Origin of the sequence: Aerosakkonema sp. BLCC-F183, assembly GCF_041929145.1 — a bacterium.
In the GTDB taxonomy this organism is placed as follows: Bacteria; Cyanobacteriota; Cyanobacteriia; order Cyanobacteriales; family Aerosakkonemataceae; genus Aerosakkonema.
Map to the genome: position 1 here is coordinate 84,096 of NZ_JBHFNU010000015.1, position 11,957 is coordinate 96,052.

The 11,957-nt window shown below is 44.3% G+C and carries 12 protein-coding genes; 3 read left to right on the plus strand and 9 right to left on the minus strand.

Going from position 1 to position 11,957, the window contains the following annotated elements:
* Nucleotides 1-343: 343 nt before the first annotated feature.
* Entirely contained in the window at nt 344-3,010 is a 2,667-nt protein-coding gene (locus tag ACE1CD_RS02625; protein WP_374821390.1) for a TIGR03960 family B12-binding radical SAM protein, read from the minus strand.
* A 246-nt stretch (nt 3,011-3,256) separates the two neighbouring features.
* Nucleotides 3,257-3,616, minus strand: coding sequence for an STAS domain-containing protein (locus tag ACE1CD_RS02630; protein WP_374821392.1), 360 nt, complete (start codon nt 3,614-3,616; stop codon nt 3,257-3,259).
* 696 nt (nt 3,617-4,312) lie between these two features.
* On the opposite strand from ACE1CD_RS02630, the gene ACE1CD_RS02635 reads away from it, so the two are divergent.
* Nucleotides 4,313-4,507: a hypothetical protein gene (locus tag ACE1CD_RS02635; protein WP_190463463.1), complete on the plus strand. Its 195-nt coding sequence runs from the start codon at nt 4,313-4,315 to the stop codon at nt 4,505-4,507.
* Between the two features lie 184 nt (nt 4,508-4,691).
* Here the strand turns inward: ACE1CD_RS02635 and ACE1CD_RS02640 are convergent, their stop codons facing one another.
* On the minus strand, nt 4,692-5,066 hold the full coding sequence (locus ACE1CD_RS02640) for a hypothetical protein (RefSeq protein WP_374789450.1): 375 nt from the start codon (nt 5,064-5,066) through the stop codon (nt 4,692-4,694).
* Between the two features lie 595 nt (nt 5,067-5,661).
* On the opposite strand from ACE1CD_RS02640, the gene clpS reads away from it, so the two are divergent.
* Entirely contained in the window at nt 5,662-5,943 is a 282-nt protein-coding gene (gene clpS / locus ACE1CD_RS02645; protein ID WP_190463467.1) for an ATP-dependent Clp protease adapter ClpS, read from the plus strand.
* A gap of 17 nt (nt 5,944-5,960) precedes the next feature.
* A complete protein-coding gene (locus tag ACE1CD_RS02650; RefSeq protein ID WP_374821395.1) occupies nt 5,961-6,809 on the plus strand; it encodes a lysostaphin resistance A-like protein in 849 nt (282 codons plus the stop codon).
* A 6-nt stretch (nt 6,810-6,815) separates the two neighbouring features.
* On the opposite strand, the gene ACE1CD_RS02655 is transcribed toward ACE1CD_RS02650, so the two are convergent.
* From ACE1CD_RS02655 to ACE1CD_RS02680, 6 genes are all read right to left on the minus strand, one after another.
* Nucleotides 6,816-7,070, minus strand: coding sequence for a BrnA antitoxin family protein (locus ACE1CD_RS02655; RefSeq protein WP_374821398.1), 255 nt, complete (start codon nt 7,068-7,070; stop codon nt 6,816-6,818).
* Between the two features lie 120 nt (nt 7,071-7,190).
* Nucleotides 7,191-7,406 (minus strand): hypothetical protein, encoded by a 216-nt coding sequence (locus ACE1CD_RS02660; RefSeq protein ID WP_374821400.1) that lies wholly within the window; start codon nt 7,404-7,406, stop codon nt 7,191-7,193.
* 69 nt (nt 7,407-7,475) lie between these two features.
* On the minus strand, nt 7,476-9,434 hold the full coding sequence (locus ACE1CD_RS02665) for a WG repeat-containing protein (protein ID WP_374821509.1): 1,959 nt from the start codon (nt 9,432-9,434) through the stop codon (nt 7,476-7,478).
* 47 nt (nt 9,435-9,481) lie between these two features.
* Nucleotides 9,482-9,706 (minus strand): hypothetical protein, encoded by a 225-nt coding sequence (locus ACE1CD_RS02670; RefSeq protein WP_374821403.1) that lies wholly within the window; start codon nt 9,704-9,706, stop codon nt 9,482-9,484.
* Between the two features lie 162 nt (nt 9,707-9,868).
* Nucleotides 9,869-10,573 carry a pentapeptide repeat-containing protein gene (locus ACE1CD_RS02675; RefSeq protein WP_374821406.1) on the minus strand — a complete coding sequence of 235 codons (705 nt, stop codon included), beginning with the start codon at nt 10,571-10,573 and terminating at the stop codon, nt 9,869-9,871.
* A gap of 5 nt (nt 10,574-10,578) precedes the next feature.
* Nucleotides 10,579-11,955 carry a DICT sensory domain-containing protein gene (locus ACE1CD_RS02680; RefSeq protein WP_374821409.1) on the minus strand — a complete coding sequence of 459 codons (1,377 nt, stop codon included), beginning with the start codon at nt 11,953-11,955 and terminating at the stop codon, nt 10,579-10,581.
* Between the last annotated feature and the right edge of the window lie 2 nt (nt 11,956-11,957).

Genomic DNA, 11,957 nt, shown 5'->3' on the forward strand with positions numbered 1-11,957 from the left:
AGGTTGCCCTCATATGCCAGAGTATAGTAAGTTTATTCCTCCAACACCCCCTCTTGTTAGGGTAAATCAGCGTCAAAGTCGGCCAAAACCACTTAAAAAAAGCTAACTAAATAGAAAAGGCAAAAGAAACAAGGGAGTTACTCTGGCTCAGTTTCTACTTTTTTGATTTTTACTTGCCTGTTGGGGATGTTACCCCATACTCAAGCACGATCGAATGTTGTTTATAGAGTTGACCGCTCGCTAGGAGTTTTGTTAGCGCTTCGCGCCGCTGCGCTAACGGAGCTGCTGACTCCTATTTTTCGTTCACTCTAAAAGGAATCTTATCACATTTTTGTTGACGCTCTCATACTACAGTCGGGTGATTGATGCTATAAGGCTCTAAGATTAGCCTCAATCGGTGAGTGTGAAGCAGTTGCAATTCTAGCTCGCACACTTGTTCGAGCATATAAATGATATGTTCGGGTCGCAACAGGTTGCCGTCATTGCGGCTCATACCAACATAACGAAGTACTTGAGATGAGTGGGTGCGATCGGGTGAAACTAGATCTGAACGGTAGGTCAGATCGCGACTTTCTTCCTGAAGTTCTAATTCAAACAGTCGCTCGCGCAGATTTACGGTATGTTTGTTGCCTGACTTGGTAGTTTGTTCCCACCAAATCGCATCGCGATGCTTAATTGCTTCAATCCATTGCTGCCATTGGGCTGAGGTCACCTCAGCAAAACTTGTCAAGGTGATTGAATACTCCGCCGCTGCCAATAATTGCGTAGCGGAAGGAGTTTTCAGATCGACTTCTTCAACCCGGTAGATGGGGATGTTACTGGGCATTTGGGCGACTAACTTGGCTTGGAAAGTTGCCACATCCATCTGCCGAGTCAACTCAAAGTCTACAATATCGCCGCTACTGGTAGCTCCCAAGGGCAGAGCATTGGCAATGGAAATGCGGGGACTGGCATGAAAACCATTTGTGTAAGCGATCGGTATTGATGCCCGCCGCACGGCGCGATCGAACAAGCGGGCCAAATCTAGATGGCTGACTAAGGCCATATCGCCCAGTTTGCCAAAGCAAACGCGCAGTCGCTGCACCCGCTCTTGTTTGGGGGCGAAATGCCCTGCAAATTGAGGTATGGCGCTCGGCGGTACGATCGTATTATGACCGAAATCGACTCCGCAGACACCGCAGTGAGAGCAGCCTTCAAACGAGCAATCCGGTACTGTCGCCGCTTCTAAAGCGCTTTGCAGGTCGGCTTTGAGCCAATTTTTATCAATTCCGGTATCGATAATATCCCAAGGTAGAGGTTTATCGAGATCGGGAATTCCCAATGGGGAAGAATTTTCCCCAGTCCCGATTACCCACTCGCCCTTTTCTACCAGACGATATTTCCAGGTTAGGTCGGATTCGGCGATCGCTTGTCCCCAAGCTGCATAAGCTCGCTCTATGCTATCAAACCAAGAATCCATTCCCGCACCCAATTCCCAGGCGCGACGCAATACAGATGCCAATCTGCGATCGCCCCTGCCGACAAAATCTTCCATTGCCGAAATCCGAACATCGGTGAAGTTTGCCTTCACTCCTCTCATGCGCCGAAATTCTTCCCGCAGCAGCGCTTGTTTGCGTTCAAATTCGCCTGTGGAAACTGAATGCCACTGAAAAGGCGTGTGCGGTTTGGGCGTAAAGTTGGAAATCGTCAGGGTAAAGTTGAGCGGTTTTCTACCTTTTACTCTGCATTCCTGCTGTAACCAACGGACAGTTTCCGCAATACCCAGCACATCGACATCGGTTTCTCCTGGCAAGCCGATCATAAAGTATAGCTTCACCTTATCCCAGCCTTGTTCGCAAGCTGTTTTGACGCCCCGCAACAGTTCTTCGTTGGTCAAACCTTTGTTGATGATGTCGCGCATCCGCTGTGTGCCGGCTTCGGGGGCGAAAGTTAAGCCACTCTGCCGCGTACCGCCGATAATCTTGGCAATATTCTCGTCAAACCGATCGACCCGCTGACTGGGAAGGGAGAGGGAAATATTTTCGTCTTTGAGACGGTTTTTTATTTCGATACCGACTGCGGGTAGTGCCAGATAGTCAGAACAGCTGAGGGATAAGAGGGAAAATTCGTTATGTCCGGTTTCTCGAATACCCTGTTCGATCGCTTCTATGACTTGTTCCGCTTCCACATCTCGCGCCGGTCGCGTCAGCATTCCGGGTTGACAAAATCGACAACCGCGAGTACAACCGCGCCTGATTTCTATTGTGAGGCGATCGTGTACTGTTTCTACATAGGGAACCAGTCCGATCGAATAAGCTGGCATGGGAGTTGCCACCCGCCGTAAAATTCGTTCTGGAACATCCGGGCGATTGGGATGGACTGAGCCATCATCTGCCATATCGTAGAAACGAGGCACGTAGACTCCCGGTATCTGTGCCAAATCTAGGAGTAATGCTTCTCGGCTCAAATGGGCGGTTTTGCCTTCTTCCAACACTAAGCCGATTTCCGGTAAAAGTTCTTCGCCATCTCCCAAAGCAAAGAAGTCGAAAAACTCCGCATAAGGTTCGGGATTGGAAGTTGCCGTTTGTCCGCCGGCAAAAATCAGCGGGTAGTTATTGCTGGCGGCGCGTTCTTGCCACGTTAAAGGAATTCCAGCCAAATCTAGCATTTCTAGGATATTGGTAGCTCCCAGTTCGTAGCTGAGACTGAAACCCAAAATATCGTAATCTGTGAGAGGCCGACGGGACTCGACGGCGAACAGGGGTGTATGAGTCGATCGCAGTTTGGCTGCTAAGTCGGGTGCCGGTAAGTAGGCGCGATCGCAAAGTTGTCTCGGCTGCCTATTGAGGATGTTGTAGAGAATTATATGCCCCAGATTAGACGCCCCAACCTCGTAAACTTCTGGGTAAGTCAATACCCAGCGCACCCTTGCTTCATCCCAAGACTTATGTACCGCTCCTAACTCATTACCCAAATAGCGAGCGGGTTTGAGAATATCTGGTGTTAGTAATTCTTCTACTGATACTGCCACAACAAAACTCTGGGAAAGATTTCACCAGATAAGGCATTTGTAGTGTGTCTGCCCTATCAATCTAATCATACTTGCTCTTATGCGTGGCAGGCGACCCTGTTACGGGAGAGATTTCACAAGTGGTGGCTTTACTCATGCCAAAACTCTGCTTCAGCCGGAAAATAGGCAAACAAGCAGGTCAGGCACACTTAAAGATTTTGCTCAAATTCTTAACTATCTAGCGATGTCGTGTTGTTACTGCATTAACTACGCTGCCAATCTTGTTGGCAGACAAGATATTGCAGCTTCAAAGGCGGCGCGACTTGCAAAAATCTCAAACACTCTATCGAGCTGAGTTAACTCAAAAATGATCCGAATTGAGGGTGAAACGCAACAGAGGCTAAAGCGCTGGTTTTCCGTTTGAGCCAGAGTCAGAGCAGAAACCAACACCATCAGGCCCGCGCTGTCTAAAGATTCTACCTGCTCCATGTCAACCAGGACAACCGCTTTGCGATCGGAGGACATAGCTGCTGTTAGCTGGCGTCCAAATTCAGGCCCGTTGGCAGCGTTGATGTGGCCATGAGGTCTAACTACTGTCATTTGTGAAGATGCAAATGTTGTCTGCACGGTCTAATCCCCCTTAACACAAAATTAAATTGTCGCCGTCTATGCCTTTGACTTTATACGCTCGCTGTCAGTATTGACTACTGTCTTTAGGCATTTTTACGGAATCTTCATCCAGAGAGGCTACTTTTTTAAAGTTTTGAGAAAGAAGTCCGGCTTAACAGTAAGCAAAGATACGGAATGATGGCCTCAGACTATCTCAGGCCATCCGAAACTAAGTCAGTATTTTCACGTAGGCACTTACCACAGGTAAAGGTAAACAAGACTGACCCGCTAAATATTGAAAACGAAATTTATGTCCAGGGAACAGGGTTAGGCGATCGCATCCTCCCAAAGGCAGATAGTGAATATTATTGTTGAGAAAAATAGTTGCACCCTAACTGCACAAGCCCTGTTTTGCCTACATCAGTTAAAAGGCATTTCCGGAAAGGCAGAAAATTTGCTATTTCTTAGCAAAGGAGTGTAAGGCATTTACGAAAGCCAACAGCACCTTAAATGATTGGGTAAGGACGCCAGAATCTCACCTTGCACAAACCCAACGCCAACATATGTGATTAATAGAGCGACCCTTATTGAGAGTAAATCATAAGTTTTAGCAATCTACTGTGAGTGAGATCACTTAGAGTAATGGTTTCAGATCACTCGCACCGAAAAGTATAAGACAGAAAATTGGTACATGAAGGAGTTCTGCCCACAACCGTGGAAGCTAAAAACGCGATTCGTCAACTTGTAGAAAAAGCTCTTTTTAGCCGGCGATTGACGCCGGACATAGAGAATGAAATCAACTATGAACTAACGCGACTGGGTTACATCTCGGACGTGGATTACGAAGCGCTGGAACTATTGATGGATGAAATGGATGCCGGTCGAATTCAGTTGGTGTCCAGTTATTAACAGGACACTCTTCCAGATTAGGGGCTAAGGGATTTTATTGATGCTCAAGAAATTAGTGCGGTTCGATCGTAAACCGTAGAAAGCTGAGCTATTAACCCAGAGATGATGGCCGTCCTGACTAAATTATTGAGTTGGCAATGGGTATCTTACTAAAACTAAGATGCTCTGCTTTATACTCGAAAATCTAGGATTTAAAATAATTTTGGTAAGCCAGCCAAACTTGGCGGATGAAATCCTGGAGATGTTGATGCGCCAGCTGAGCGTTATGTGTTTGAGTTTTTGATGTCTGTAGGTGTGTAAAAAGCGGTATAACCTCAACATCAAGAGCTGGACGAAATAAGATTGAGGGCCAAACCAGATCGGCACCTTGACGCAGGTCATACAAAGTATATTGCTCTGAGCCTGCATTCTCATAACACACAGGAATCGCGATCATCAAGGGACGTACCCAGCACATCTGACGGGATTCAATAATTTGAATGACTTCTGCGTAGAGGCGGGTAGCCTGGTGCTCTAAACAGACTATTTGACTAGGCTGAAAATTGACAGCAGAAATCATTACTGCTTGCTGCTCTAAAAGCTGCTCTGAAAAACTTACCTGAATTAAGTTTAACGAAATTTAGTCTTTTCTTCCGGCTTCATCCAAGGATGTCAGCATATTACTATCCACAGTCATCAACTCAGGCCAAACCAACCTGATGACCCAGGATGGCGAGAATTTTGCCCTATACTTTTAGTAGCGCTGCCTGGGTTGGGTGAATAGCCGATCGCCCATATCAGAATCCCGCACCACTACCCGAACACCCAGGTTGTCTTGTCAGTTGGCTGGGCGATCGAGTTCTCGAAAAAATTCCTATCTGGGTGACTAGAACTGAAATTGGATGATATAAATAAGTATTAAGGACTATAAAGGGATAACCAAAATAGTGCTTTTTGTTACTCAGCACTGAGAAACAGCGGCAAAGTCGGCAGCAAGATAAACTGAGCAAAAACTCAAAAACTTGAGTTTTGGGGACAAATTCTTGGTTTGAGTGGCCAAAGCAAACGGTTGCAGCATTTAAAAGCAATACCTAAATCTTACGGAGATTGGGCTGTTGTGTAACAAATTTGGATGAGTAGGTTAATGTTATCGAAGTTACAGGGAGGATAGAGCAGTGTCTGTCGAGACCCTTGAAAAGCGTTCAACGTCTCGTAAACTTGCGCCTCGCTATCGGGTGCTACTGCATAACGATGACTTCAACCCAATGGAGTACGTCGTGCAGGTATTATTGACAACGGTGCCAAATCTCACGCAACCTCAAGCTGTCAGCATTATGATGGAAGCTCATAATAGTGGGATTGCGTTGGTGATTACCTGCGCTCAAGAACACGCAGAGTTTTACTGCGAAACTCTGAAAAATCATGGCTTGACCAGCACTGTTGAACCTGAAGAGTAGCTAAAAATAGGGGTGATTTGAAACCAATTAAATTCGATCGCGTAGCTAGCTACCCTGCCCCTATTCGCCTAGCTACATTTTTGGTAATTTTATTGCTGCTATGGTTGCCGATCGCAGCACCGATTAATTTTATAGTTAGGGACAGAAATTCAGTCACAATCCTGACAATGGGATTGTTATTTGTGGAGTTTCTGTTGCTGCTGAGAATTTGGGGTAAAAAAGTCTATCGGCAATCCCATTTGCTGAAAAACTATGGTTTGGTAAGCACGCAGCAAAATTTCTTAGATTTGTTAAAGGGGCTGGATATTGGTTTGGTGTTTACCCTTGGTTTGTTTGCGATCGAGGGTATTTTTGGTTGGGTGATTTGGCAGAACTCAGAACAGTTACCCAGAATAATTTTAGAAGGCTTAATTAGCGCTTTAGGGGTGGGTTTTGCGGAGGAATTAGTATTTCGCGGTTGGTTGTTAGATGAATTGCAGCGAGATTATCGCCCCAATACCGCTCTCTGGGTAGATGCAATTATATTTGCCAGCGTGCATTTTTTGAAGTCATTTAATGAGATGATTCGCACCTTACCTACATTTCCAGCATTGTTGCTGTTGGGGTTAACTTTGGTGTGGGCGAAGCGCGGAAGTAAAGGTAAACTGGGATTGTCGATCGGTCTTCACGCTGGTTTAGTTTGGGGATATTACATTATTAATGTGGGGCAATTGGTGAAATTTTTCGATCGAGTTCCTGAATGGGTGACGGGAATCGACAAAAATCCTTTAGCTGGAGTGATGGGGTTGCTATTTTTGGGTGTTTTGGCGTTTTGGATGAGAAAGAGGGCGAAGGGTACAGAAAGCGATCGAATTTTTCCAAAATAAGTTTAATCAGGACAATTTTTGTAACTCTTCTCGGAGGACACGACGTAGAGTGTCTTCCAAAGGTTCTTTGCGCTGCTGAATATATTCGCGTAAGGCGTTGTTAATTAGCGTTTGGTAATTACCGCCTCCCGCTGCGTTGACTTCCGCACGAAACCAGACCAGAATATCATCATCAAGGCGAATTGTAATGCGTGTTTTGCCTGGTGGTATTGGGTCGATAGCACCTCGTTTTCCTTGGCTGAAATCGTATTCTTCCTTCATTTATTCATCCTCATATTGATTGCGTTCGTTGTTTTATTCGGGGGTGGAGTAAACAAAATTTAGAAACGATCGCACTTATTTATAAATTACTTATTCCTAAAATAATACGTCTAGCTAAACCTAAAGCTTCCTCAGTCTTGCCAAGTAATCCGCCTGACGACGATGCCCTCTAAGAATTTGTAACTTTGCACCTAGCTTTCTACCCCTTTCGTCAGCGGGACTATTTGTAAATTGACTAATCACAAACTGGTGACTATTTTGCCGAGGAATTATGATACCTTCGCGATCGCTATCTTCTTTTGGTAGTTGGATCGTAACTATTTGGTTATTGCTCATAATGTTTATCTTAAACCTAAGTTGCGAGTCAAATGTAGTAGGAAGCCTCAAGTGTGTTAAAATCAGATATCAATTTAGTGGATTCCTAATATAGCCATATTTACCCTGGGTTTTTACTATAGCCATCCCTTCACTAAAACCATAAGCTTCATCAAATTGAGGCTGAATAACCATGTTCCCACTTTTGTCGATATAACCCCATTTGTTGCCAATTTTGACAAGTGCTATTCCTTCAGTAAATTTACCAAAATAACCAAATTGTGGTTGTATAACTAGATTACCACTCTTATCTATAAATCCCCATTTATTATCAATCTTGACTGCTGACATTCCTTCAGAAAATTTTCCCAAGCCTCCATCATCAAATTTTGGTTGTATAACCATGTTACCACTTTTGTCAATATAGCCCCATTTGTTGCCAATTTTGACAGGTGCCAGCCCTTCAGAAAATGTATAAGCTTTATCAAATTGCGGCTGAATTACGAATTTGCCACTTCTATCTATATAGCCTCTTTTGCCGCCAATTTCTACCCATGCTAACCCTTCTGAAAAGTCATCTCCGTAATCAAATTGGGGTGAGATTATAAAGTACCCACTACTGTCAATATAACCAACCTTATCACCACTTCTTACTGCTGCTAGCCCCTCAGAAAAGTCACTAGCAGCAGGGAATTTACGCTCAATTACGAAGCGTCCAGTTTGATCTATGTAGCCATAAGTGTTGACAACCCAAACCCGTGCTAGTCCTTCCGAAAACTTTTTAGCAGCATTTTTAGCAAATTGGGGCTGGATTACAAAATTTCCAGTCTTATCTATATAACCACTATTCTGGCCTGAAATCCAAACTACTGCTAGACCTTCATAAAAATCATCAGCTTCATCAAATTGCGGCTTAATTACAACATCGCCATATTTATCGATATAACCATACTTGCCATCAATTTTTACCCGTGCCAAGCCATCTGAAAAATTTGAAACCCAATCAAATTTTGGTTGAATTGCAAAGTTAATGTTTTCTGGCTTAGAAGATTGTGGTAGTGATGAAAGTGGTGTCGGCGTAGAAGCAGAAGAAGTTGCTATTGGTGACGGATTTGAACTTACAGCAGGTTGCCTATATGGAGACTGAAGGCGAGTTACGAACACAACAGTAGCAACTACTCCTATTACCAATCCGCCTAATCCAATTACAACTGACCGGATTAAAGATTTAAAAAACATAATATCTTCCAATACTTGAGATACTGACTGATATCGCTGAGCGGCATTATAACGCACCATTTTATCTAAAACATTACCAAACCTACTACTTACTTTCGCTTTATTGCGCCAGATAATTTCTTGGGTACTAGGATCTTTTTGTAGTTGATGCGGTACTACACCAGAAAGAGCTTGTATACCTAGCATTCCTACAGCATAGATATCACTATAGACATTTGGAAATCCCTTGTTTTGTTCAGTTGGCATATAGCCAGGAGTGCCAATAACAATAGTTGGAAGCACCTGACCTTGCGTATTAACTGCTAAGCTTCTAATTTCCTTTACTGCTCCAAAGTCAATTATTACAATCTTTTTATCCTTCCGGCGACGCATCAAATTTTCAGGCTTGATATCCCGATGGATGACATTATGTTGATGCACGAACTCCAAAATTTCTAGAATATCGCGTAACAGTTTAATTACTTCAGCTTCTCGCAAACACTTACCTGAAGTTAGTTCTTTACTTAAATCATCCCCATCAATAAATTCTTGAACTAAATAAAATTCTCCATTTTCCTCAAAGTGAGCAAAAAGTTGCGGTATTTGATCGTGATTACCTAAGTTGTACAAAACTTGGGCTTCCGTTTCAAATAGGCGTCTCGCCACTGGCAATACCGCTGGGTCAGGTGTTTTTGGCGTCAGGTGCTTGACTACACACTGGGGATTTCCAGGTAAATCCATATCTGTAGCCAGATAGGTGTCCCCAAATCCCCCACTTCCCAGTTGTTTGATGATTTTGTAACGATTTCTGAGCGTTTTTCCAACAAGCATGACGTTCACACAGCACGATGCAGGTTAGGATCAATTTTTGCACTAATCTACTCCCTTGGGAAGACCGCCCATTCCTCCCGACGTGCTTCGTCAATTTCCTCTGCTGAAGGTGCATTTCCCAAATCAGCACACAGTCCCCATAATGATTTAGTAGGAGTAATTTGATTAGAAACTAACTCCTTTTCTATATCCGGTGCTAATTCCTGAATCAAACGCACCTTGTCTACAGGCGAAAGCTGCTTTGCTAAGTTCAAAACTTCTTGTAATTGCACAACTTTTTCCCTAGAATATTTGCCTAAATTCTAGCACCGCTCTAGCGACTTTCCATGCAGATTATCCCATTTGAACTATCCACACCAAAAACCCCAAAATTTGCTCCACAGGCGATACAGGGATAAACAAGTAAAGTAGAGAAAAAAGTGTAAAACTATCAATTAATCTTGCGTAGTTTTTAGCTCCATTTCTCTTATTTTCAAAGGAATTTGAATTTTTTGCGGTGGTAATGTCACCTCTGCTAGGATAGTACCAATCAAACAAACTCCTACTAAACTAACTCCTTGCAAATTGGCATCTTCCAATTCAGCGCAAAGCAGATTCGCGCCTGTCAAATTTGCTCCCGTCAAATTCGCGCCGCGCAAGTCTGTTTCTTCCAAATTGGCATTAGTTAAAGTTGCGCCTTGTAAATCTGCCTGACTCAAATCTGCACCTTGCAAGTTGGCACCACTGAGATTGACACCGCGCAAATCGGCACCGCGCAAATCTACTCCTTTTAAGTTGACGCTCATTAAATTTGCACCGCTTAAAAACGCACCAGCAAACGATGCTTGAGTCAACTTTGCGCCCATTAAATTAGCGCCCCGCAGATTACTTCCGCGCAAGTCAGCACCTGTTAAATCAGCTTGCATCAAATTAGCGCCTAATAATGTTGCGCGTAAATCGGTTGCCATCAATTGAGCGCTCAATAAATTGGCTCCTTCTAAACGCGCACCTTCGAGTTTAGCACCGCTCAAATTAGCTCCTACCAGATTAGCACCTGCGAGGTTAACACCTCGTAAATTGCTGCCTGAGAAGTCTTCGTCTTCTAAGTTAGCTCCCGACAGATGTTTAATTTTTCCCGCACGAATCGCTTCAATATCCATAAATCTTAAAAAGAGATTGTTTGTTGATAATTTTTGGCTTCAGCAGGCAATAAAGGTTCGACCAACCACATTCCAGATGTTACTCTAGGCGGTGCGATCGGTAAGTTCAATCCCTGTTGCAAGCTCATCACTAACAAGGACAAAGTTTCTACTAATTTTGGTTCCCAACGCTCGCCTGCTTGGGCTTGACAATCTGCCAAAGCTTTGGACAAAATTTCCTCGCGGCTGAAGTTTTCCGATCCTTCTTTGAGTAGCTGAATAACCCGCGCCTCAAAATGCGCCACTAGCCCCAAAATTCTCGATTCTAAAGGTATGTCTTCGCCAGCAAAAGCGCCTGGGGTGCCGTTGCCGTTCCACCACTCGGTTTGGTGTGTGATAATGTGTGCGATCGCCTGCAATCTCGGCATCGCACGCAACACTTCTATTCCCGGTTGCAAATGACAGCAAGGTGCTTCATCCAAACCAGTAACCGCTTTTACTCCCAAAGGAACTAATCCGTGCAATAAACCCGCAAGGCGCAATCTTTTCAACTGCCAAGCGGGGAGATCCAACAACTGCCCCATTACCTCTGCCAACGCTGCTACTTCCGCAGTTGCCATTGGATTTCCCGTGTTTGCCAATTCCATCAACTGCGCCATTCTTACAAAGGCTTGCAATTCGTTGGAAAATAAGTTTATATCCAACTCTTCTTGATGGGAAGCCTGCATTTCTTCTGCGATTAAATCGTGCTGACTTGTTTGCAGATAATTGACAACGCGGGAAACAATTTCACCCAAATTATCTTGTTCGGCGCTAGCAGCTTGGGCAGTAATTTCTTTCACTTGGGCGGTTAAGGTTTGTTGCAGTTCCGGGTCGTATTTACCGATGTGCGCGATCGCTAATTCTACTGTCTCCAATACTAACGCCGGTTCAAACGTCCAAAACCCGTAAAACTTACGTTCGAGGTCTGACTCTGGTACACCTTCCGGCCCATAATCTGTCTCTGATAATTCTTGACAAAGTACCATTGCTGTGTAGCTGGGCGATAGAATCATTAAGTGCCATTCTTGCCCTACGGGATCGTTTGGTTCCAGACTTATCAGCGCTACATTTGCCAGCTTGCTGGTGGGGTGTTCGGCAAAGCCGGTATCTGGCGACGCCACGATCACTATTTGGCGAGATTTTTGTGCTATTTCGCCATAGCGATCGGCTTCTTGCAGATACCATTTTCCGCGTTGAAATGCCGTAATCGTTAACGGCGCAGCATTTGAAGTTAATATACTATCTTCTAAAGCGTGGCATAGAGCAACTAAAGTGTTTTTGTAATACACTCCGAATCGCAGCGGTCTTGGGCTGGATTTATGGGCATCTGACAACAGTTGTAAAATGGAACCTTCTAACATAA